The sequence below is a fragment of the Haladaptatus rarus genome, from assembly GCF_054177585.1.
In genome coordinates, this window is record NZ_JBPEHG010000007.1 from 25709 (window position 1) to 46927 (window position 21219).

A 21219-nucleotide genomic window follows, 5' to 3' on the forward strand; every position below is an offset into this window, starting at 1 on the left:
TCTATATAAACCTTTCTGAAGGAGTTTGCGAACCCACCACAAACGCCGGACGCTGGCGATTGCTAGTGAATGTCAACGAAGTATTTATAAGTGAAAACGGGGGCAGGTGGATCGGTGGAACGGGTCAGGCAGTGGACTGGTACGACTTGACAGGTGGTGGACTGGAGAACCGTCTCAGCCGGTGTACTGGTGGTACTCCATCCCCTGGCGCTTCATCTCGTTGCGCTTGCGTTCGAGGAACGAGTACACCGCACCGTGTGGCGCACCGTCGAGGATCATCTCGGCGGCGCTTCGGACGACCTCGACCTGTTGTGGCTGGCCGATGACACCGAGCGTCGTCCCGTAGATGACCACGTCGGCACCCGTCAGTTCCTCCATCAGTTGGCGCGTTCGACCGTTCTCACCGATGAGTCGGCCTTTCTGTCGTTGGAGGTCGTTCTTGTTCCGGGCGGCGGCGTCGATGTCGACGAGGTCGAACAGCATCAGGTCGTCTTCGAGCAGGGCCAGGGCGTCTTCCGGAGCGAACCCGCGACCGATCGCTTTGACGATCTCCGGCGCTTTCAGCCCGCGAACCGGGTCTCCGGTCTGCTCGACGCGAACAGCCCCGTCGTCGGAGTCGATATCGAGGCGCACCTCAGCACGGCTCTCGATCTCGCGCATCGTTTCACCACCTTCACCGATGAGAACACCAATTCGGTCCTGCGGAATCGTCACGTGCTTCATGGAAATTTCTACCACCCGACGCGGTTTAAGCCCTTCCCTAACGACCTTTTAGCCACGACCTTTTACGACGGTCGCGGTCAGAAGCGACGACCGCCGTCGCTTCTGACGGCTCCCTGTAAAAGCTCGACCAAAAGCACTCGTCGCTCCCGATGGTCGCTCCTCGGCCCACTTGCTCAGTCGCTACGCTCCTTCACTCGCAGAGGGCGCGCTAGCCCCTGGTGGTCGTGTCATCTGCTGATTTCTGGCGGTTGCGTCGCAGGCTTATCGCTCGATCGTGGTACTCATTCGCTGTCGACCGTGGAGTTTCGTCGCCGAGGAAATTCCGCAGGGACTACTTATCGGGGTCGGCGTTCTCCCGAATCCACGCTTCGAGTTCGTCACCGTGGATGTCGATCCCCTGTCGCTGGAAGAAGGAGGCGATGTTCGCACAGTCACGGGTGAGGAACTCGTCGCTGTTCGGGTGGTGGAACGTCACCGCCTGCCCCACGTCGATGATACAGAGTTCGCCGTCGCTGACGAGGATATTGTACTCCGAGAGGTCGCCGTGGACGAGGCCCGCGTCGTACAGTCGGCGCATGTACTCCCGTACGACACCGTAGGCAGTTTCCGGGTTTTCGAGTCGCGCGTCCGCGAGCGTAGGCGCGCGTCTGCCGTCGTTGCCCATGAACTCCATCACGAGGACGTTTCGCTGGACTGCGATGGGTTCCGGAACGCGAACCCCGGCTTTCTGGGCGCGTTTGAGGTTGGCGAACTCCTTTCGAACCCACGCGATGACGACTCGCTTCTTGTCCCCGCCGAGTTCCTCGAATCGCGGGTCGCCGACGAGATACTCCCGCATGTCGCGGAAGTTGCTGGCGTTGATGCGGTAGATCTTGACCGCGACCTCCTCGTGTTCGTCGTCGCCCAGTGCATTGTAGACGGTCGCCTCCTTCCCTGACGAGATCGGGCCACCGAACGCCTGAACGTAGTCGTCTTGAACGAGTTTGTAGAGTGCGGCGAGGGTTGCGTCGTCGAAGACGGACTGCTCGACTTTGAACTGGTCGGAGTCTTTGACCCGTTTTCGGAACTGGTTGAACTCGCGGTCACGGCGGCGTGCGATCCGGTCGGCTTCGGTGTCGGAAACGTCGATCTCCTCCCACTCGTCGCCGGGAGCCTCCGTGTTCTCCTGGTCGAGCAATCCGTACTCCTCGTTCATCTAGTCCCGTCTATGTGGAGGAGGGGTAAAAGCGTGGCCCGTCAGTACGTCTCTCGGTGCAGAATCTCGTCGACCGACCGCCGAGGGAGCCGCACCGACTCCTCACCGCCACTCGGCCCGACCGCGATGAGCATCACCGGTATCTCGTCGTCCGGCAGGTCCAGGAACTCGGCGATGCGATCTTGATCGAACCCGATCATCGGCGTCGCGGCCAGCCCGCGTGCGTGCGCGGAGAGCAATAGATTCTCCGCCGCGAGGGAGGCGTTTCGGATCGCGAAATCCCGCCCGAATCGGTCGTCGTCGTACATCTCGACCGACTGCGCTTTCGTCTGCTCTGCGGCCTCCCTGTCCATCCGACCGGCATCGACCCACTCCTCGAAGACACGGTCTGCCGTCTTCGCGTCGGTGTGCCCGACGACGAGGATGGCGGTGCCCGCCTCTCGGAGATGTTCCTGCCCGTAGGCGATATCGACCACTTCGTCCAGTCGCTCGTCGTCCTGCACGACCACGAACTCCCACGGTTGGAGGTTGTACGACGAGGGGGCGAGCGCCGCATCCCGGATCAACTCTTCGAGCGTCTCGTCGGAGATAACCGACTCGGGATCGAAGTTGTGGCTCGACCGACGAGTTTGGAGTGCCTCGATGGCGTCGGGAAACGCTGCGTCGTGTTCCACGTCACGCTCTTCGAAGGTGAGTTCACCAGACATACACCAAAAACAGGGACTCCGCAGTTAACCGAAGCCGGAAAACGGCGGCACTTTCCGATTGAGGTGTGGTAACGACTCGAAACTGTTGACTCGATTCGAACTGGTCGAAAACGACGGCGAGAGATGACCCAAAACGGAGAAACTGGAAGGAGGGCCGATGAGACAACCACCGGAGATCGGCAGGTGACACAACCACCAGAGGTCGACAAGTGACACAGCCGCCAGAGAGCTAGCGGTTCACCGGAAAATCTTCGATTTTCCGGGCCGAGGAACCCCCGGAAGCGGGGTGACGACGGTTTTTGATGCAGGTTTTTCCAGGGAGGCGGGCCGAGACGAACGCCGCGCGGCGTTCGTCTCGCCTCCCGACCGCAGAAAAAGGTGCTATTGTATATGCCCTTCTTCTCGAAGCTGATCGGCCTGTTGTTTGTCGTAGCGCCACTTGATGTCGGCCTTCTCGTCTTGCCAGTCCCACGGCTCGACGAGCACGATATCGTCCTCTCGAATCCAGATGCGTTTTTGCATCTTCCCCGGGATTCGGGCGGTTCGTTCTTTGCCATCTGCACAGCGTACTTTCACGCGGTTCGCACCGAGCATGTTCGTGACGGTAGCGAAAACCTCGTCGTCGTCTGGCATACGGAGGTTTTTCCGTCCGCTGTTGTCACTCATGTCTCAGTATTTGCACGGGACACGTTTAAATCCGCCGTCCCCTGTCCCATCGCAACTGCCACTTTTAAGGCAGTTCCGGACACACTCCGCGCTATGTTCGGAAAACTCGGTGCGAAAGGCATCGTCGGTCTGCTCGTTCTCATCGGTGGTATCGGTGTCATCGCCATGGAAAGTCTCATCATCGCCGCAGGAATCGGTCTCGTCGTCGTCGGGTTCGTCCTGACAGCGTGGGGACTCCTGTCTGGCCTCCTGGAGAGCTTCGGAATGGCTGGAATGATGGGTGGCGGATACGAGTAGAAAACGAGTTACGCTCCGCTCACTACCGTTCACTTCATCTGTCGAATCTTCTCACGCCCCGGCGCGATGAGTTCGTCCAGGTACGTCGCCAGCGCGCCCTTGGCGTCTGCCGGGTGCAGTTCGCCGCTCTCCAGATCGACGGCGAGTGAATCGTAATCGTCGTACTCCAGATTGCCACCGTACTTCTCGGGGCGCTCGACCACGACGCGCTCGAAGCGCGGGAAGACGTGGTACTCGAAGATCTGGAGGACGGGGTTTTCGAGGTCACCCTCGGGGTCGCGGGTCGGCGGGCAGAACGCCGAGTTGACCTTCTCCTCGATGTCCTCGGTCGAATCCTCCATCGAGATGGTGACGCCCTCGCTCGAAGACATCTTGCCTTCACCCGACGAGAGTTCTGCGATGAGTGGTGTGTGGAGGCATGTCGGCGCGTCGTAGCCGATGCTCGGGAGGGTATCGCGGGCAAGCATGTGGACTTTCCGCTGTTCCATCCCACCGATAGCGAGATCCAGATCGAGGTAGACGATGTCCAGCGCCTGCATCAGCGGGTAGACGGCCTGCGAGACCTTCGTCGATTCGCCGCTCTGGATCTCAGCCATCGCACGCTTGGCGCGATTGAGCGTCGTCTCCAGTTCCAGCGAATGCAGGTCGAGCACGTAATCGTCGTCCATCTGGAACTCGGAGCCGAGCCGAAACTCCGTGTTCTCTTCGTTCAGTCCGTAGGCGATGAACTGCTCTTTCATTCGGTCTGCCGTCTCGCGGATCTCCTCGAACGTCCCTTTGTCGTTCAGGTAGGCGTGAACGTCCGCGAGCAGGATGACGATCTCGAACCCGGCTTCCTGCAAGTCGATGAGCTTGTTCGCACCGAGCATGTGCCCGATGTGGAGCACCCCTGAGGGCTCGTAGCCGACGTAGGCGCGTTTTCCGTCGGGGTCATCTGCGAGTTCGCGTACCTCGTCCTCGGTCACTAACTCCTCGGCATTCCGGGAGATTAGCTCGTAGGTATCCATGAGCGGAAAAAGATGGTTCACTGGCTTTAGGGTTACGTCATTGGACAAGGAACAAGTCGGCGGGGACGAAACGCGGAGTATGAACGCGACACGGATCGGACTCTGGCTGGTCGTCGTCGGTGGCCTCGCATTGTATCCTGCAATTCGCTTCGGGCAGGACCTCGGTACCACGACGAACGAGTACGCCCTGTTGTACGCAGCGATACTGATGGTCGGCTTCGGCGTCGTTATCTGGGGGCTGAGCGTCTTGCGGACGCTCACGGGGGAATGGATGAGTTGATGCGGCACACGGAACGGAAACCCTACGATCTTCGATAGAAAATGGACACCGTGAAACGGTCGACGCGTGTCGGGTTCTGGTTGGTCGTCGTTGGAACGCTCCTGGTCGGTGGGGCAATAGCAACCGGACCAACTAGTGGTTGTATACCGGCGGTTGGACGGAACCAAAGCCCCCATATCGGTGTGTTCCGTGCGTCGGAAATCCAGCACACACTCGGAGGGAGAACGTGCTACGTCGAAACTACGTACCTGCTCGGATTCGTCGGGTTTTTCCTCGTTATATGCGGTGCTCTCCTCTGGAGTACCACCGAACTGACGAACGAACGGACATTGGAGAACGGGCCGTAGAACTAGTTTCCGTACGAAGACGACTGACGCTCGTTCGCCCGGCGCTCGGCACGGTGTTCGCTGATAAGTTGGTCGAGTTGTTCGGTCTTCTCTTCTTTCCGTCGCTCGTCCGCTCTTTCGTGCCAATCGTCGATGACTGCCTCGACTTCCGACTTGCGTGCCACGGCGAGTTCGTCCACCTCCTGGATCGTCACCTCGCTCGCCGGGCCGACCGGAATCTCGTGTTCGAACAGCACCTTGTCTGCCACGTCCGAGATGCCACCCGCCTTGAGCACGACGCGAGGGTCGATGTCAGCCAGTCGCTCGGCGGTCGAACGCCCAGCACCACTCGCATCGCGGAGGTAGATCACGTCGTCCTCCGCGAGTCCGTAACTCTCGTGGGCCGCGTCGATGGCGTCGTTGGTGAACTTGTCGATGGGTTTGACGGCGACGAGTCCGGCTTTCTTCTCGGCCACGTCGCTGAAGTTCGAGTGGTCGAGTTTCCACAGTTCCTTGAGACGGGCGAGTTTGCCTTCGAGTTCCGCCACTGCCTCATCCCGCTCTTCGAGTTCCCGCTCCAGTCGGTCGTTCTCTCGTTCGAGCCGCGATATCTCCCGCCGCTCACGGGCCTTCCGGCGCTCTTCTTGTCGGGCTTCGGTGAGCTTGTCGTCCAGTTCCTCGATCCGCTCGTCTTTCGTCTCGACGGTCTCGCGCAAGTCGTCGACGTGTGACTGCAAGCGTTCGACCTGCGATTCGAGTTGCTTGATCCGCTTCTCCTCGGCGGAGAGTTCACGAACCGTGTGTTCCGGTTCGTCGTCTTCGGGTTCTGGATCGTCGGAGAGGTCCGCGAGCACCGCTTCGACACTCTCTTCGCCCGCGACCACGCGGGCGGTCACGTCCCCCCGGCTCATCTGTGCGGGAACCTTCCGAGCGATGCGCTGGAACTGGTCTTCGTGACCGTCGAACGCGAACAGTGCGGCCGCCATCGCGTCGCGCTCGTGGTCGTTGTCGTAGTCGTCGTTCCGCGTTCGATGCTGTTTCTCGTCTATCGGGAGGTCGTTCACTGGCGTCCACGGGGCGGCGTCGAAGCTCCGGCGAATCTTCTCCACCGTCTCGGGCATCGGCGTCACGTCAGCCGCGACGACGATTGGCCGCCCGCGCTCGATTATCCACTTGATCACGTCGGCAGTGTCGGCGGTTCGCGTACTCCATACGTCGAGCAGGGTGCCGTCGAGGTCGGTCAGCGCGACCGCCGTCGTCGTTCCTGGGTCGATGCCGACGATGACGTGGTCCCTGCGCTTGACGAGGGGTTCGAACTCGATGCCGTCTCGGCGAAGCCGCTCGATTTCGACGCGCACGTCACCCGAGCGCAGAGACGAGACGGGGATATCTTCGGGGCGGGCTTCCACTTCGAAGACAGCGTTCGCGTAGCCACCGTACTTCTCGGTCACCTCGCGCTCGTAGTCGAGTCCGGCGCTTCGAATCTCCGACTCCACATCGCGGGTACACTCCTTCACGGAGCCGTGGATTCGCCGCGTGTAGCGGTCTTCACTCCAGCCACCTTTCCCGGTCGAACGCCCGCGAGACACCTTGACGCGGGTGGTGTCGGTGAACGCCGACACCTCGTAGCCGACGTTCATCGCGGCGAGGCGGGCGGCCGCCTCTGCTTCGTGCATCGGTTCTTTTCCGTAGGGGACGCCGTGTCGGGACGCGACCCGCGAGAGTGGTTCCGGTCGCTCCGCGCCGGTCACCTGTACCAGCCGCGTTCCATCGGGAAGTCCCTGGAGGAAGTGGACGAGGGCATCCTTGTCGGCGGCAAGTTCGTACATGTTGTCGGTGGCCACGAGCGCGGGTTCGTCGCGCTCGATGAGTCGCCGAAGTTTCCGATAGGAGACCACGTCGCGGTCTAACTGCTCGCCGTCGTAGACGACGAGCGCGTAGGAGGGAGAATCACCCCGAACGTCCCCGCTTTGGATATCGACTCCGAAGACGAGGGCGTCGAGAGCACTCGTTCGCTCGCTCACGGTTCGTGATAGGAACCCTCGAAATATAAATCCGGCGCGGGAATCACCGTGCGAGACCGCCGAGGAACCCACCCGTTCCGACGAGTGTACTTCCAGCGAGTGGTGCGACGACACCCGAGATAAGAACGACGAGCCAGAGTTCGGGCTGGGCCGTGTACGAACTGTAGATCGCGACGTAGACGAAACAGATGCCAGCGGTTCCTCCGACGACGATGCCGTCCCAGAGGCCACACTGAACGTCGCGAACTCGCCCGAGTGCGAGCCCAGTGACGAGGAACGATGCAGCGAGGTGCTCGAACGACAGTACCGCCCCGAACGGCAGTGTGAGCTCCGAGAACACGACTAGCACGAACAGACCGAACGAAAGCGGAAGTATTGGCCACGGAGACGTACTCGACGGTGTTCCGCCGACGACAGTGACGACGACCAGCAACGCCCAGACGACGCAGACACCAAGGAGGAAGCCAACGAAGGAAACGACGGCAGCGTCGAACCCGCCGAGGAGGTAGCCGATCGCTGCCGCGAGTGCGCTGCCGAAACCGACCGATCCGGAGACTCGACGCATGACCCACCATGTCACCAGATGGGCATAAGTCTTCAGCGAATCCGACGAGAAACAGCGTGCTCGTCGGTCTCGATCCTATTCGTCGGGATAGGGAACCTCGATCAACTCGCCGTCGTCGGGGACGAACAGTTCGCCGTCGTAGACCTCGCGGGCTTCTCTGAGGTGCGACGAGACGTTGCCCGCGTAGCGCGAGGAGATGTGGGTGAGCGCGAGTCGGACTGCGCTAGCCTTCTGCGCGATCTCACCGGCCTGTTTCGCGGTCGAGTGGGCGGTCTTTCTCGCGCGGTCGGCCCTGTCGTTCGCGAAGGTCGCGTCGTGAACGAGCAGGTCGGCCTCCTCGGCGACGGAAACGACCTGTTCGGAAGGGCGAGTGTCCCCGGTGTAGACGAACTTCCGTCCGGGACGGGGGTCACCGACGACCTGTTCGGGGCGGACGACGGTTCCGTCGTCGAGTTCGACCGGGGTGCCCGCGTGAAGTTCCTGAAACTTCGGACCGACCGGAACGCCGAGTTCTTCGGCCTTTTCGCGGTCGAATCGACCTTTCCGGTCGTCTTCGACCAGCGCATAGCCGAGGGCGTTCGTGTCGTGGTCGGGTCGGAACGCGCGGACTTCGTAGTCGTCGCGTCGGACGGCCACCTCGCCGGGCGCAACCTCGGTGATGTGGATCGGGAACGAAGGCTGGTTTCCCACGGCGTGGACGAGCGCGTCGATGTCGTCGCCGGTTCCGCGGGGCGTGTAAATCATGAGGGGGTCGTCGCGGTCGTTGAAATCCCACGTCTGGACGAGTCCCGGAATCCCGAGGACGTGGTCACCGTGAAGGTGGGTGATGAAGAGATCCGAGACGGTGAACCCGGTTCCGAAGCGCATCATCTGGCGCTGGGTGCCCTCGGCGGCATCGAACAGCAGCCGGTCGCCCTCTCGGTTGACGAGGATAGCACTCGGATTTCGCTCTGTCGTCGGCACTGCCCCGCTGGTTCCGAGGAAGGTCACGCGCATCGACATCCCTTCGCAGTTCGGAACCCGACAACTAAACAGCCTTCGAAAGCATCTCTCGCTCGACTGATAAGCCAGCATTTCTCCGTCCCGTCGTACCCCACTGCATTTCGACCTGAAGACAACAGGGATGCCCTAACGACTCGAATCGCCAGCCTAGCCCGTGAACGGTCGAAGCTGTTTATCGGTCGTCTCGTCGTCTCCTCGTTCGCGGATGAGGAGGGAGATATGACACGAATCTCGAGAACAGTTAGTGCCGTACTTGTGGCTGTTCTCGTGATACTCGCTAGCGGAGTTGCAGTATCACTGGGAGCCACAGGTCAGCCGAATACAGCAGACGAAACGCAGATTACGAACCTGCAGGAGGAATCTCAATCGAACGAATCCCAAGCTAACGTAACGATCGACGACCAGCAGAGCGACGGTGAAACCATCGTCATCTCGTCGGTAACCGTCCCTGAAGGTGGGTTCGTCGCTATTCACGACGAAACCCTGCTCGAAGGGGAGGCAGTCGAAAGCGTGCTCGGTAACTCGGTGTACCTCGAACCGGGGACGCACGAGAACGTCACCGTGACGCTCGCGCGTCCCATCAACGAGAGCCAGACGCTCATCGCCATGCCACACGAGGACACCAACGAGAACGAGGTCTACGACTTCGTCATCGGTGACGGCATGGTCGACGGCCCGTACGTCGATGGTGGCGAAGCCATCACGGACGACGCCGAGATCACGGTCGAAGAACCCGAAGAGCCGGCCGAAGAGCGTCAACTTCCCGAACAGTTCGTCTTCCAGGTCGAGTCGGTGAACATCGATGAGTGGTCGTTCATCATCGGTGACAGCACTGAACCCGACCGCACCGAGACGATCAGCGACGTGGATCTGAGCGACGAGACGGTTCGCGTCAACCTGACGGCCCTGCTCGAAAACGAATCGACGCAGGAGGTCATCCAGCGCGGACAGGACGCCACGCAGGAAGATGCCGAGCAGGCAGCCGAGGATGCGCAGAAGATAGCGGAAGACGAAGGCGTGATGGTATCGAGCGACATCGACACCGTCCGCGTCGTCCTCCGTGACATCACCATCTCGAACGTCACGTTCGTCGTGGAGCTGCCGCCGAATCTGAACATCTCGGCGATGCCGGGTCAACCCGCGGTGGGAGAACCGGCACAGCTCGACGCCAACGTCACGTTCGAAGACCAGACCACCAGCGGTGAGACAGTCACCATCGATTCGGTGACAATGTCGGAGGGTGGCTTCGTCGCCATCCACGACAGGAGCCTCCTCGATGGCAACGTCGTGGGAAGTGTCATCGGTTCGTCGCAGTATCTCGAACCGGGGACACACGAGAACGTGAGCGTCATGCTGGACGAACCGCTTACCGAGAGCCAGACGCTCATCGCCATGCCGCACCTCGACACGAACGATAATCAGGTGTACGACTTCGTCACGTCCGACGGAGCCGAAGACCTGCCGTACGTCGTGAACGAGCAGGTCGTCATCGACCCGGCGGAAGTGAGCGTCGAAGCTGCCGAAGACACGACGACGCCGGCTGAAGAGGAGACGACGACCCCGGCTGAAGAGGAGACGACGACCCCGGCTGAAGAGGAGACGACGACCCCAGCTGAAGAGGAGACGACGACCCCGGCTGAGGAAGAGACCACGACGCCAGTTGAGGAGGAAACGACGACTCCCGTTGAAGAAGAGACCACGACGCCTGCCGAAGAGGAAACGACGACTCCCGAAGAAGAGACCACGACGCCGGCTGAGGAAGAGACCACGACACCCGCTGAGGAGACAACGACGCCTGCCGAAGAGGTCGGACAGGTAGAGAACGTCTCCGACCTCGGGCCGTCGCTCGACGTGGAGAACCTCGAAGCGCCGTTGAACGCGACCATCGGTGAGATGCTCATGGTGAACGTGACGGTCACCAACCCCACCGACCAGGAGCTCACGCAACCTGTGGACTTCCGGCTGGAGGGGGACGTGGTTCAGCGCAAGAACGTCACACTCGGTCCCGGTGAAAGCGTGGACGTGACGTACATGATCGACACCAGTGACCTCGAACCAGGGACGTTCACCCACGGCGTGTACACGCGCAACTTCGGCGAGATAGCGGCGATAACGTTGGAAGAAGAGACCACGACGCCCGCCGAAACGACGACACCGGCCGAAGAGACCACGACGCCTGCTGAGGAGGAGACGACCACGCCAGCCGAAGAGGAGACGACGACGCCAGCAGAGGAGGAGACGACGCCGGCTGAGGAAGAGACGACCACGCCAGCCGAAGAGGAGACGACGACGCCAGCAGAGGAGACGACGACGCCAGCAGAGGAGACGACGCCTGCCGAGGAAGAGACGACTCCGGCTGAAGAGGAGACCACGACGCCAGCTGAAGAAGAAACGACGACCGAAGAAGAGACGACTACGACGGCGTAATCACCTCGGCGACCTCGATCGACTTCATTTTTCGCGCGGCGCAACCGACCGATTCTTGTCCGGCGACTGCCTAGGGTGGCTCGATGGAGTCGCCGCTGTGGACCGAGACGTACGCGCCCGACCTCGCCGACCTGCCCCAGCCGGAGGTACGCGACTATCTGGAGCGGGCGGTAGACGAGCCGATCAACCTTGTGCTCTACGGCCCGGAGGGTAGCGGGAAGACCGCTGCCGTGCGGGCGCTGGCACGCGAGGCGCACGACGACCCGGACAACGACCTCGTCGAGATCAACGTCGCCGACTTCTTCGACCGGAGCAAAAAGGAGATTCGAAACGACCCGCGATTCTCGAACTTCCTGCAGGGGCAGACGGAGTTCTCGAAGCAGTACCGCCGTGGGTCGGGGAAATCGAAGAAGTACAAGCGAAACTGGTCGAAGCGCGAGATGATAAACCACGTTCTCAAAGAGTACGCGGGCTATGCGCCCTCCACGGGCGAGTACAAGACCATCGTGCTCGACAACGCCGAGGCCATCCGCGAGGACTTCCAACAGGCGCTCCGCCGGGTGATGGAGCAGTACCACGAGACGACGCAGTTCGTCATCACGACTCGCCAGCCGACGAAGCTCATCCCGCCGATCAAATCGCGGTGTTTCCCCGTCTCGCTGCGCGCGCCGACCGAGGACGAGATCGTCGGCGTTCTCGAACCGATCCTCGAGGCCGAAGACGCGGAGTACGACGAGATGGGCCTGCGATTCGTCGCGGGGTACGCGAAAGGCGACCTCAGAAAGGCGATCCTCGGCGCGCAACTCCTCTACGAGCAGGAGGGCGCGGTCACCACCGACGCCTATCAGGTACTTCGGGAGTTCGGCATCCGCGGGCGCGTCGAGGAGATGATAGAGCAGGCCGAAGATGGCGAGTTCACGGACGCTCGCAAGGCGCTCGACGACCTCCTCATCGACGAGGGGTACAGCGGCGAGGAGGTGCTCGAAGAGGTAATCGACGCCTTCGGGCGCTCGAACCGCTACACGGGGGATTCGCTGGCGGAGGCGATCTTACTCGCGGCAGAGGTAGACCGTGATCTGGCACAGGGGACGAACGACAGGCTTCACATCTCGCACTTGCTCGCCGAACTCGGCGCAGAGTAGCGCCGAGTTCGGCAGTACGGATTCGAGAGTAGAAGTTCGGAAGTCTGGATCCGGTTCGTTTGAACTCCAAACGTGACCATCCTCCGCTGAAACGACCAGTTTCGGCAGACGCGAGAGGTTTCCAAAGGCACGAGAGAGCTGGCACGTAACGAAGCGAAATCGACCACTGAGAACGACAGTTCGAGCAAACGGACTAGAAAAAGGCTTTAAACCGCCAGAAAGCCAAACACTTCCTAACGATGGTGCTCGACAATCTCGGCAGTTCTCTTCGCGGTTCCCTCGACACGTTGAGCGGAAAATCGAGGGTCAGCGAGGAGGACGTCGAGGAAATCGTGAAAGAGATTCAGCGCTCGCTTCTACAGGCAGACGTGGACGTGAGCCTCGTGATGGAGCTTTCCGACTCCATCAAAACACGGGCGCTGGAGGAAGAACCGCCGGGCGGGACGACGGCCCGCGACCACGTTCTCAGTATCGTCTACGAAGAACTCGTCGGCCTCGTCGGCGAGAGTACGGAGATTCCACTCGAAAATCAGACGATCCTCCTCGCCGGACTGCAGGGGTCGGGGAAGACGACCACCGCTGCCAAGATGGCGTGGTGGTTCTCGAAGAAGGGCCTTCGCCCCGCGGTCATCCAGACCGACACCTTCCGTCCAGGTGCCTACGATCAGGCGAAAGAGATGTGTGCCCGCGCCGAGGTGGAGTTCTACGGAAATCCGGACAACGACGACCCCGTCGATATCGCCCGGACAGGGCTGGAAGAAACCGAAGACGCGGACATCCACATCGTGGACACCGCCGGTCGGCACGCACTCGAAGACGACCTCATCGACGAAATCGAGGAGATCGAGTCGGTCGTCGACCCCGAGCGAAACTTGCTCGTCCTCGACGCGGCGATCGGGCAAGGCGCGAAAGATCAGGCCCAGCAGTTCGACGAGTCCATCGGCATCGACGGCGTCGTCATCACCAAACTCGACGGGACTGCGAAGGGTGGTGGGGCACTCACCGCGGTCAACGAGACCGACTCGTCCATCGCGTTCCTCGGTTCCGGTGAGACGGTACAGGACGTAGAGCGGTTCGAGCCGAACGGCTTCATCTCTCGCCTGCTCGGGATGGGCGACCTGAAACAGCTCACCGAGCGCGTCCAGCGAGCGATGACGGAGACGCAAGAAGAAGAGGAAGACTGGGATCCCGAAGATATGCTGAAGGGCCAGTTCACCCTCAAGGACATGCGTCACCAGATGAACGCGATGAACAAGATGGGGCCGCTCGACCAGGTGATGGACATGATTCCCGGCTTCGGTGGGGGTATCATGGACGAACTACCGGACAACGCGATGGACGTGACGAAAGATCGGATGCGGTCGTTCGAGGTCATCATGGACTCGATGACCGAGAATGAACTCGAAAATCCACGCTCCATCGGTGCGAGCCAGATCCGACGTATCTCCCGTGGCAGCGGACAGGACGAAGAGCGCGTCCGCGAACTGCTCCAGCAACACAAGATGATGTCCCAGACGCTCAAGCAGTTCCAGGGGATGGGACAGGGCGGCGACATGGAACGCATGATGAAGAAGATGCAGGGTGGCGGCGGTGGCGGTGGCGGCGGTCTCGGGCCGTTCGGATAGAAAGCAGGATCGATCTCGATTTCTGCGGTCACGTACTCGGTAGTGCCGAGATTTGAATACCAGAACGGAACCAATCAGTCTCGATGGACGATCACACGAAGCGAAACACCCGAGAGCCGGAGACCGATCCATCGGAACCACACCGTTCGATTCCACCACCGCTCGCCCGTCCGACGACGACGGTCAACCTGCTCGATCGGTGAATGACGGTCAAGCCCGATTGGTGAGAGTCCGCGCGAACGAGCCTCCTGCAACACACCGGTTTTTTGTCCCGTGCGCGTGACCACACCGATAGATGACCGTCCGGGAAGTCGCCGCCGAGGCGTACCGCGAGGCCCTCCCCGCGCTGGCTGCCAGTATGGTCGGTGGGCTGTTCGCGGGCATCGTCCTCGGCGGGATGCGCGCCGAACTCCGCGAAGTGCAAGGGTTGCTCGTCCTCGTCCCCGCCTTGCTCGCTACCCGCGGGAACGTCTACGGGTCGCTTGGCGCACGACTCGCCTCCGGTCTTCATCAAGGGTTGGTCGAACCGGCGTTCGTCCCGAGCGACGAGCGCGTGTGGGCCGCGATAGTGGCCTCGCTTGCGAACGGCATCCTCGCCAGCCTCTTCGCATCGGTCGTGGCCTTCGCCGTGCTCCGCCTGCTCGCCGACCCGGTCGCACCACTCCCGACGCTGGTCGCTATCGCCCTCATCGCAGGCCTACTTTCCGGCATCGCACTGACCGTCGCCGTCGTCGTCGTGGTGTTCGCAGGCTACCGACGCGGTCAGAACCCGGACACGCTCGTCGGGCCGTTAGTGACGACGACCGGCGACGTGTTCGGCATCTCGTTTCTCCTGCTCGCCGTTCGAACCGTGCTCGCACTCGGAGGCGGCTAGATGCCGACACGCTGGACCGTCCGCGCGATCATGCGGGCGATGCTCCCGGTCTTGCTCCTGCTCACCGTCGTCGAGATCGGTAGCGGGCTCGTCCTCGGGTCGTTCGAGAGCACCCTGCTTCGCTATCCGACACTTCTCGCACTGGTGCCGGTCACCATCGGGACGGCGGGTAATCTCGGGAGTATCCTCGCCGCCAGACTCTCCACCGCGTTCCACCTCGGGACGCTCTCGTTCGGTAGAGGAGACGACATACTCACGGGCAACGCCATCGCGACTGTCGCACTCGCCATCACGGTCTTCCCGGTGGTCGGTGCCGGTGCGTGGGTACTGACGTGGCTGGTCGGCGTGACCGAACTCGGCTTGCTGACCGTCGTCATCGTCTCACTTTCGAGTGGCATCGCGCTGGCGTTCATCGCCGTATTCGTGACGCTCGTCGCGACGTATGCCGCCTACCGATTCGAACTCGACCCGGACGACGTCGTCATTCCAGTCGTGACGAACGCCTGTGACGTGTTCGGCGTCATCGTGCTGTTCATCGTGGTCAGAATAGTGGTGTGACCCGGTTCGGCTCCCGGAGCGATTATTCGCGGTCGTCCGTGATCGGCTTTCCGTCCTCGGTCGGTGGCGCGAGGTAGTCGATGAACTCCTCGACGTCGGGATCTTTCACCCGAATCCTGACGTGGAGATCGCCGAGTTCGTCGGGATTCCCGACGGCGAAATTGACGACGCCCTGGAAGGCGGCTTGTTTTTTCAACGCGAACGTGAGGGTGTCTCCTTCCCGCCCGGAGAAGAACTCGCCGCGTGCCGTATCGAGGATGGCCTGTCGGTGGAGCAATTCAGAGAAGTGTTCGACGCTGTGGGCTTCGGCGAGCAGTTCGCCGTGACTCGATTCGATCTCCGCCCCCGGAAAGATGTTGTCGATGGCGTCCGCGATTCGGGCTTCGATCTCGGTGTCGTTCACGGGAGCCGTGATCTGGATGTCGATGCTGTAGATCATGCTTGCTCAGCCGTACGTCCGTTCTCCAGCCCCGAAAGTCCATCTTCGAGGAGGGAACGGATCTGTTCTCGGAACGCGTCGAGGGAGTCGGTATTGTCGATGACGGCGTCGGCCCGCGCCATCGCGCGGTCGAGTCCGAAGCCGAGTTCGCGCTCGTCGCGCTCCCGAAGGCTCTCTTCGTCTTCGTCGGAGAGGTCGCGTCCACGCTTGCCGAGTCGCTCGGCTCGAACCTCGAACGGGGCTTCGATACTCACCAGGACGAAATCGTCGCCGAAGGCGTCCTCGAATCGCTCGACCTCCACACCGGAGCGGATCCCATCCACGAGAACGGTGTCTTCTTCTTCCAATGCGTCTTCGATCTGCGGGAGCGATTCCTGTGCGATGGCGTCCGGACCGTTTTCCTCCCGGAGTGCCTTCGCGATCTCGCCGTGGTGTTCCGCCGGGTCGAGACCCCGCGCTCGACACGCATCCCGGATGACGTCGCCCATCGTGACGACTGGGACGCCCAGCTCTGCCGCGACAGTGGCGGCTTCGCCCTTGCCGCTCCCCGGTAGCCCGACGGTTCCGATTACTCGCATCGTTCTGATTTTCTCGTGAACCGTGCTTAAGGGCTGTGCTCTCGGGGAGAATCCCTATCTCTTATGACGACGCATCGATAATGAGGAATCGAGGGCACGTAGCTCAGTCTGGATAGAGCGTCGGACTTCTAATCCGACGGCCGTGGGTTCGAATCCCATCGTGCCCGTGCAACGAGGAACGGTGTGACGAGTGGACCGGTTCGAAAGGGGATTCGAACGAGACCAGTCACAGCCCACGCAGTGAGCGCGAGCGAACGGGCAGGAATGTCTGGACGTTATTCGAATCCCATCATGGGTCGAATCACGCCACCACTGGGTTCACTAGCACAATACTGTTAAGCGACTGGTGAGTATACTCTACGTATGCAACACCCCTTCTACGTCCTCGGCAAGCTCACCCGAGGAGTGAGCGTGGGGAAGGCCCTCCTAGCGGTCGGCTTCGTGCTCCTTTTCCTCTTCGCCTTCCCGATGCTGAATCCGGTGATGGTCGCGGGACTGCTCTTGCTCATCCTCGCGGCGGCCACGGTGAACAGCGCCGTCGAGATCGTCGGCCCGTACGAGAAGCGCGCACTGACGGTGTTCGGCGAGTACCGTGGCCTGCTGGATCCCGGTATCCACTTCATCCCACCCTTCGTGAGCGCCACCCATCGCTTCGACGTTCGGACGCGCGTCCTCGACGTGCCGCGACAGGAGGCCATCACCGAGGACAACTCGCCCGTGACCGCCGACGCCGTACTCTACGTCCGAGTGATGGACCCAGAGCGAGCGTTCCTCGGCGTCGATAACTACGAGGAGGCCGTCAGAAATCTCGGCCAGACGACGCTCCGTGCCGTGCTCGGCGACATGAAGCTGGACGACACGCTCAGCCGCCGGGGTGAGATCAACACCCGGATCCGTCGGGAGATCGACGCACCGACCGACGAGTGGGGGATTCGCGTCGAAAGCGTCGAGGTACAGGAAGTGCTCCCCAGTCAACCCGTCGTGCGGGCGATGGAGCGCCAGACCAGTGCCGAGCGCCGACGCCGCGCTATGATCCTCGAAGCGCAGGGAGAACGCCGAAGTGCCGTCGAGAAAGCAGAGGGTGAGAAAGCGTCCAACGTCATCCGCGCACAGGGTGAGAAACAGAGCCAGATCCTCGAAGCGCAAGGAGATTCGGTTTCGACCGTGCTCCGGGCGAGATCCGCCGAATCGATGGGCGAACGCGCCATCGTGGACAGAGGGATGGAGTCGCTGCAGCGCATCGGAACGAGCGAATCGGCGACGTTCGTCCTGCCGCAGGAACTCACCTCGCTCCTCGGTCGCTTCGGAAAACACCTCACCGGAAGCGACGTTCGCGGCGACGGAGCGATGCTCGAACCCAACGAGTTCGACCCGGAGACGAGAGCACTGCTCGGATTGGACGACATCGAGGAAACGCTGGCCGAGTTCGACAGCGAGGTGGCAGAGGACGCACGAGATCTCCGTGACGACCGCGAGCAGGAACGAGAGCGCGAATCAGTCGAGAAGTCACGGTGAGCGAACTCGCAGCAGGACGGATCGTGAAACGAATCGAAGCGGGAGTCGATGCCGGCCTCAGCCGAGGACGAAGACGCGAACGAGGGTGAGGATACCGACGAGCGAGTAGGCCACGATCATCGTCTGGATGGTTCGTTTCTCTGGCACGCGGCTGTTGAGGAAGGCACCCATCTGACCGCCGAGCGTGCAGGCCAGTCCGGCGACGAGACCGAACCCGAACGGGATAGTGAAATGGTGGCCGCTGAGCGAGGCCGGAGCGTACCGCAGGAGGAAGAGGTTCGTCACGAGCGCGGAGACGATGGTGCCGTGGAGGACGAGCGCGCTCGTCCCGGTCGAGAGTCGAATCGGCACGCGTTTGCGAACCGTGAGGAGCGTCTGTGAGAGTTCGCCGATAGCGATACCGACGAGACCAGCCATCGCACCACCGATTCCCGCGATGGTCTTGTCGAATCGGTCGAACGGCGTCACGGCAGGTGTACCGCCATCTGTTCGCGTCGGCGGCGAATCGCTCGGAAGCAGCTTCTCGAAGGGGGTGCCAGCGACCCAGTCGGCGACCGACGAACCGTGACGATGCGCCTGAAAGAGGATGACCGAGAGCACGAGCAGCATTCCGCCGAACAGCACCTTCAGTGCGGCCGAAGGGACGAAGTAGGAGACTGTCCGGGCGACGACCGCGACCGGGACGCTGACCACGAGGATGGCCTTGGCGATGTCCCAATCGACCTGTCCGCGGAACCAGTAGGCCGAGACGCTGCTCGTGTAACCGAACAGCTCGACGAACAGCGCCAGCCCGATCGCACCCTGGAGTGCGAGATCCGGGAATGCAGGGACGATCTCTGGATAGACGAACAGGAATGCAGGTGTGAACAACACTGCTGCCTCCATCGCGAAGGTGTTTACGGTCGTGGCGATGAGGAAGGTTAGCAGGACGAAGGTAGCGAGACCGACGGGCGAGAATCCCAGTGGAAGGGCCATCTCAGATGACCTCCTCGTTCGGCAGGGATGCGTGTCGGGACTGTTTCGACGGGCGATCCGGCGCGTCCGCTCGCAGTCGCTCTGAGTGCATCGGTGTCCGGGCTAACCGGAAGCTCACTGAAAAGGTTTGATGTTCGACAGAAATGCAGAGAACGATGATGAAAGACTGGATTCGGGAACGTCGCTCAGAACTCGTCCAGTTCGGGTTCGACGCCGTCCTCCGGTTCGACACCCATGTTCACGTCGAACTCGTGTCGCAGGTCACGGATTCGGTCGCGGATGTCGGCGGCGAGTTCGAATTCGAGATTGCTCGCGGCTTCCTGCATCCGGTCTTCGAGTTCGGCGATGTACTGGGCGGCCTCTTCGTCCGTCTCGGGTGCGGTTCCGGTCACACTGCTGGTGTCTGTCTTACTTCCCGGCAGGTTGGCCTCTGAGACCTCTTTGTCGATGGTCTGGGGTTCGAAGCCGTGTTCCTCGTTGAACTCCTGCTGGATACGTCGCCTGCGCTGGGTCTCGTCGATGGCGGAATCCATCGCGTCGGTCACCTCGTCTGCGTAGAGAACGACTTCGCCGTTGACGTTCCGAGCCGCACGCCCCATCGTCTGGACGAGGGCGGTCTCCGAGCGCAAGAAGCCCTGCTGGTCGGCATCGAGGATGGCGACCAGCGACACCTCGGGGATGTCCAACCCTTCACGGAGCAGGTTGATGCCGACCAGCACGTCGAACTCGCCCAATCGAAGCCCTCTGACGAGTTCGTGGCGTTCGAGCGTGTCCGTCTCGTCGTGCATGTACTCGACGGCGACCCCTGCCTCTTCGAGGTACTCGGTGAGGTCTTCGGCCATCCGCTTGGTCAGCGTCGTCACCAGCACGCGCTCGTCGTTCTCGACGCGATTATCGATGCGCGCCATCAGGTCGTCTATCTGCCCCGATGCGTCGCTGACTTCGACCCTGGGGTCGACGAGGTGCGTCGGGCGAACGATCTGCTCGACCACCTGCTCGCTCTCTTCGTGTTCGTAATCCGCAGGCGTCGCGGAGACGTAGAGGGTTTTTGCGGTCTTCTCCTCGAACTCCTCGAAGGTGAGCGGGCGGTTGTCGTAGGCTGTCGGGAGGCGGAAACCGTTCTCCACGAGCGAGTCCTTTCGCGACTTGTCGCCCGCGAACTGGCCGCGGATCTGCGGCACCGTCTGGTGGGATTCGTCGATGACACAGAGGAAATCGTCGGGGAAGTAGTCGAGCAGGGTGTACGGTGCGTCTCCCACGTCGCGGTTCGAGAGGTAGACCGAGTAGTTCTCGATACCCGAACAGTAGCCCGCCTCTTTCATCATCTCCAGGTCGAAGGTGGTGCGCTCTTCGATCCGCTGGGCGGCTACGAGGTCGCCGTTGCGCTCGAAGTAGCGGATGCGGTTCTCCAGATCCTCCTCGATCTCGGCGATGGCTTGCTCCATCGTCTGCTCGGGGATCGAGTAGTGCTCCGCCGGGTGGACGAGGACGGCGGGTTCCTGGGATTTCACTTCGCCTTCGAGGGGGTCGATCTTCACCATCCGGTCTATCTCGTCGCCCCACAGCTCGACGCGAACCGCGTAGCGCCCGTACATCGGGAATATCTCGACGGTGTCGCCCCGGACGCGGAACGTGCCCTGCGTGAAATCCACGTCGTTTCGCTCGTAGTTCAGATCGACGAGACGGGCGAGCAGTTCGTCGCGCCCGATATCCTGGCCGACTTCGAGGCGAAGGCTCATCTCCTCGTAGTTTCGTGGGTCACCCAGGCCGTAGATCGCCGACACGGAGGCCACGACGATCACGTCGTCGCGGGTCAACAGCGAGCGCGTGGCGGAATGGCGCAGGCGGTCTATCTCGTCGTTGATGGAGGCGTCCTTGTCGATGTAGGTGTCGGTCTGCTCGACGTAAGCCTCGGGCTGGTAGTAGTCGTAGTAGGAGACGAAATACTCGACCGCGTTGTCCGGAAAGAGGTTGCGGAACTCCTCGTACAACTGCGCCGCCAACGTCTTGTTGTGCGCGATGACCAGTGTGGGTTTCTGGATCTCCTCGACCACCCACGAGACGGTGTTGGTCTTCCCCGACCCCGTGACGCCGAGGAGGGTCTGTTTGTCCATCCCCTCGTTGTACCCCGTCGCCAACTGCTCGATGGCCTCGGGTTGGTCGCCTGCCGGATCGAACGGGGCGTCCACCCGGAACTCGGTTTCGGCGTCCGGGTCGTCCGGCCTGAGCGGGCCTGACTGGGTATCACTCATGGTATCTGCCGTAGGGATTCGAGCTACTTGAGACGGTCGTTT

20 protein-coding genes and 1 tRNA gene are annotated in these 21219 nt (G+C 61.7%); 9 read left to right on the forward strand and 12 right to left on the reverse strand.

Annotation, left to right across the window (positions count from 1 at the left end; genetic code table 11):
- Positions 1-174 precede the first annotated feature (174 nt).
- The 4 genes from ACR3FE_RS15790 to eif1A all read right to left on the reverse strand — a co-directional run bounded on the left by ACR3FE_RS15790 (position 175) and on the right by eif1A (position 3291).
- A complete protein-coding gene (locus tag ACR3FE_RS15790) occupies positions 175-723 on the reverse strand; it encodes a KH domain-containing protein (protein WP_458208240.1) in 549 nt (182 codons plus the stop codon).
- A gap of 331 nt (positions 724-1054) precedes the next feature.
- The gene (gene rio1 / locus ACR3FE_RS15795; RefSeq protein WP_458208241.1) at positions 1055-1918 is read right to left on the reverse strand and encodes a serine/threonine-protein kinase Rio1; all 864 of its coding nucleotides are present in this window, start codon (positions 1916-1918) and stop codon (positions 1055-1057) included.
- Between the two features lie 41 nt (positions 1919-1959).
- Positions 1960-2625 (reverse strand): nitroreductase family protein, encoded by a 666-nt coding sequence (locus ACR3FE_RS15800; RefSeq protein ID WP_458208243.1) that lies wholly within the window; start codon positions 2623-2625, stop codon positions 1960-1962.
- Positions 2626-3006: 381 nt separating this feature from the next.
- A complete protein-coding gene (eif1A, locus tag ACR3FE_RS15805; protein WP_458208244.1) occupies positions 3007-3291 on the reverse strand; it encodes a translation initiation factor eIF-1A in 285 nt (94 codons plus the stop codon).
- A 93-nt stretch (positions 3292-3384) separates the two neighbouring features.
- Between eif1A and ACR3FE_RS15810 the strand changes: the two genes are divergently transcribed.
- Complete coding sequence (locus ACR3FE_RS15810; RefSeq protein WP_458208245.1) at positions 3385-3588, forward strand: DUF7470 family protein; 204 nt, start codon at positions 3385-3387, stop codon at positions 3586-3588.
- 29 nt (positions 3589-3617) lie between these two features.
- On the opposite strand, the gene ACR3FE_RS15815 is transcribed toward ACR3FE_RS15810, so the two are convergent.
- Positions 3618-4595 carry a tyrosine--tRNA ligase gene (locus ACR3FE_RS15815; RefSeq protein WP_458208247.1) on the reverse strand — a complete coding sequence of 326 codons (978 nt, stop codon included), beginning with the start codon at positions 4593-4595 and terminating at the stop codon, positions 3618-3620.
- A gap of 79 nt (positions 4596-4674) precedes the next feature.
- Here ACR3FE_RS15815 and ACR3FE_RS15820 point away from each other — a divergent pair, with 79 nt between their 5' ends.
- A complete protein-coding gene (locus tag ACR3FE_RS15820; protein WP_458208249.1) occupies positions 4675-4875 on the forward strand; it encodes a hypothetical protein in 201 nt (66 codons plus the stop codon).
- Positions 4876-5224: 349 nt separating this feature from the next.
- On the opposite strand, the gene ACR3FE_RS15825 is transcribed toward ACR3FE_RS15820, so the two are convergent.
- The 3 genes from ACR3FE_RS15825 to rnz all read right to left on the reverse strand — a co-directional run bounded on the left by ACR3FE_RS15825 (position 5225) and on the right by rnz (position 8792).
- Positions 5225-7225 carry a DUF460 domain-containing protein gene (locus tag ACR3FE_RS15825; protein WP_458208251.1) on the reverse strand — a complete coding sequence of 667 codons (2001 nt, stop codon included), beginning with the start codon at positions 7223-7225 and terminating at the stop codon, positions 5225-5227.
- A gap of 43 nt (positions 7226-7268) precedes the next feature.
- Positions 7269-7790: a hypothetical protein gene (locus tag ACR3FE_RS15830; protein ID WP_458208253.1), complete on the reverse strand. Its 522-nt coding sequence runs from the start codon at positions 7788-7790 to the stop codon at positions 7269-7271.
- A 75-nt stretch (positions 7791-7865) separates the two neighbouring features.
- Entirely contained in the window at positions 7866-8792 is a 927-nt protein-coding gene (gene rnz, locus ACR3FE_RS15835) for a ribonuclease Z (protein ID WP_458208255.1), read from the reverse strand.
- 219 nt (positions 8793-9011) lie between these two features.
- Here rnz and ACR3FE_RS15840 point away from each other — a divergent pair, with 219 nt between their 5' ends.
- From ACR3FE_RS15840 to ACR3FE_RS15860, 5 genes are all read left to right on the forward strand, one after another.
- Positions 9012-11219, forward strand: coding sequence for a DUF7282 domain-containing protein (locus tag ACR3FE_RS15840; protein ID WP_458208257.1), 2208 nt, complete (start codon positions 9012-9014; stop codon positions 11217-11219).
- 83 nt (positions 11220-11302) lie between these two features.
- The gene (locus ACR3FE_RS15845; RefSeq protein WP_458208259.1) at positions 11303-12361 is read left to right on the forward strand and encodes an AAA family ATPase; all 1059 of its coding nucleotides are present in this window, start codon (positions 11303-11305) and stop codon (positions 12359-12361) included.
- A 239-nt stretch (positions 12362-12600) separates the two neighbouring features.
- Positions 12601-13986, forward strand: coding sequence for a signal recognition particle protein Srp54 (locus ACR3FE_RS15850; RefSeq protein ID WP_458208261.1), 1386 nt, complete (start codon positions 12601-12603; stop codon positions 13984-13986).
- A gap of 295 nt (positions 13987-14281) precedes the next feature.
- Positions 14282-14860 carry a magnesium transporter gene (locus ACR3FE_RS15855; protein ID WP_458208263.1) on the forward strand — a complete coding sequence of 193 codons (579 nt, stop codon included), beginning with the start codon at positions 14282-14284 and terminating at the stop codon, positions 14858-14860.
- Positions 14861-15418, forward strand: a complete 558-nt coding sequence (locus tag ACR3FE_RS15860) for a magnesium transporter (protein WP_458208265.1) — start codon at positions 14861-14863, stop codon at positions 15416-15418.
- 22 nt (positions 15419-15440) lie between these two features.
- Here ACR3FE_RS15860 and ACR3FE_RS15865 read toward each other — a convergent pair whose 3' ends face one another.
- Positions 15441-15857, reverse strand: a complete 417-nt coding sequence (locus ACR3FE_RS15865; protein WP_458208267.1) for an RNA-binding domain-containing protein — start codon at positions 15855-15857, stop codon at positions 15441-15443.
- A complete protein-coding gene (locus ACR3FE_RS15870) occupies positions 15854-16435 on the reverse strand; it encodes an AAA family ATPase (protein WP_458208268.1) in 582 nt (193 codons plus the stop codon). The genes ACR3FE_RS15865 and ACR3FE_RS15870 overlap by 4 nt, the downstream gene beginning before the upstream one ends.
- A 92-nt stretch (positions 16436-16527) precedes the next feature.
- Here ACR3FE_RS15870 and ACR3FE_RS15875 point away from each other — a divergent pair.
- Both ACR3FE_RS15875 and ACR3FE_RS15880 read left to right on the forward strand, forming a co-directional pair.
- A tRNA-Arg gene (locus ACR3FE_RS15875) sits at positions 16528-16602 on the forward strand.
- Positions 16603-16798: 196 nt separating this feature from the next.
- On the forward strand, positions 16799-17950 hold the full coding sequence (locus tag ACR3FE_RS15880) for an SPFH domain-containing protein (RefSeq protein ID WP_458208269.1): 1152 nt from the start codon (positions 16799-16801) through the stop codon (positions 17948-17950).
- Between the two features lie 57 nt (positions 17951-18007).
- Here the strand turns inward: ACR3FE_RS15880 and ACR3FE_RS15885 are convergent, their stop codons facing one another.
- Positions 18008-18925, reverse strand: coding sequence for a TSUP family transporter (locus tag ACR3FE_RS15885; protein WP_458208270.1), 918 nt, complete (start codon positions 18923-18925; stop codon positions 18008-18010).
- Between the two features lie 185 nt (positions 18926-19110).
- A complete protein-coding gene (gene uvrB / locus ACR3FE_RS15890; RefSeq protein ID WP_458208271.1) occupies positions 19111-21177 on the reverse strand; it encodes an excinuclease ABC subunit UvrB in 2067 nt (688 codons plus the stop codon).
- Positions 21178-21219 lie beyond the last annotated feature (42 nt).

What these genes read in the sequence shown, in the direction of transcription:
- ACR3FE_RS15790 (WP_458208240.1), bottom strand. Translation starts at nt 723, where the DNA reads ATGAAGCACGTGACGATTCCGCAGGACCGAATTGGTGTTCTCATCGGT.
- rio1 (WP_458208241.1), bottom strand. Translation starts at nt 1,918, where the DNA reads ATGAACGAGGAGTACGGATTGCTCGACCAGGAGAACACGGAGGCTCCC.
- ACR3FE_RS15800 (WP_458208243.1), bottom strand. Translation starts at nt 2,625, where the DNA reads ATGTCTGGTGAACTCACCTTCGAAGAGCGTGACGTGGAACACGACGCA.
- eif1A (WP_458208244.1), bottom strand. Translation starts at nt 3,291, where the DNA reads ATGAGTGACAACAGCGGACGGAAAAACCTCCGTATGCCAGACGACGAC.
- ACR3FE_RS15810 (WP_458208245.1), top strand. Translation starts at nt 3,385, where the DNA reads ATGTTCGGAAAACTCGGTGCGAAAGGCATCGTCGGTCTGCTCGTTCTC.
- ACR3FE_RS15815 (WP_458208247.1), bottom strand. Translation starts at nt 4,595, where the DNA reads ATGGATACCTACGAGCTAATCTCCCGGAATGCCGAGGAGTTAGTGACC.
- ACR3FE_RS15820 (WP_458208249.1), top strand. Translation starts at nt 4,675, where the DNA reads ATGAACGCGACACGGATCGGACTCTGGCTGGTCGTCGTCGGTGGCCTC.
- ACR3FE_RS15830 (WP_458208253.1), bottom strand. Translation starts at nt 7,790, where the DNA reads ATGCGTCGAGTCTCCGGATCGGTCGGTTTCGGCAGCGCACTCGCGGCA.
- rnz (WP_458208255.1), bottom strand. Translation starts at nt 8,792, where the DNA reads ATGTCGATGCGCGTGACCTTCCTCGGAACCAGCGGGGCAGTGCCGACG.
- ACR3FE_RS15840 (WP_458208257.1), top strand. Translation starts at nt 9,012, where the DNA reads ATGACACGAATCTCGAGAACAGTTAGTGCCGTACTTGTGGCTGTTCTC.
- ACR3FE_RS15845 (WP_458208259.1), top strand. Translation starts at nt 11,303, where the DNA reads ATGGAGTCGCCGCTGTGGACCGAGACGTACGCGCCCGACCTCGCCGAC.
- ACR3FE_RS15850 (WP_458208261.1), top strand. Translation starts at nt 12,601, where the DNA reads ATGGTGCTCGACAATCTCGGCAGTTCTCTTCGCGGTTCCCTCGACACG.
- ACR3FE_RS15855 (WP_458208263.1), top strand. Translation starts at nt 14,282, where the DNA reads ATGACCGTCCGGGAAGTCGCCGCCGAGGCGTACCGCGAGGCCCTCCCC.
- ACR3FE_RS15860 (WP_458208265.1), top strand. Translation starts at nt 14,861, where the DNA reads ATGCCGACACGCTGGACCGTCCGCGCGATCATGCGGGCGATGCTCCCG.
- ACR3FE_RS15865 (WP_458208267.1), bottom strand. Translation starts at nt 15,857, where the DNA reads ATGATCTACAGCATCGACATCCAGATCACGGCTCCCGTGAACGACACC.
- ACR3FE_RS15870 (WP_458208268.1), bottom strand. Translation starts at nt 16,435, where the DNA reads ATGCGAGTAATCGGAACCGTCGGGCTACCGGGGAGCGGCAAGGGCGAA.
- ACR3FE_RS15880 (WP_458208269.1), top strand. Translation starts at nt 16,799, where the DNA reads ATGCAACACCCCTTCTACGTCCTCGGCAAGCTCACCCGAGGAGTGAGC.
- ACR3FE_RS15885 (WP_458208270.1), bottom strand. Translation starts at nt 18,925, where the DNA reads ATGGCCCTTCCACTGGGATTCTCGCCCGTCGGTCTCGCTACCTTCGTC.
- uvrB (WP_458208271.1), bottom strand. Translation starts at nt 21,177, where the DNA reads ATGAGTGATACCCAGTCAGGCCCGCTCAGGCCGGACGACCCGGACGCC.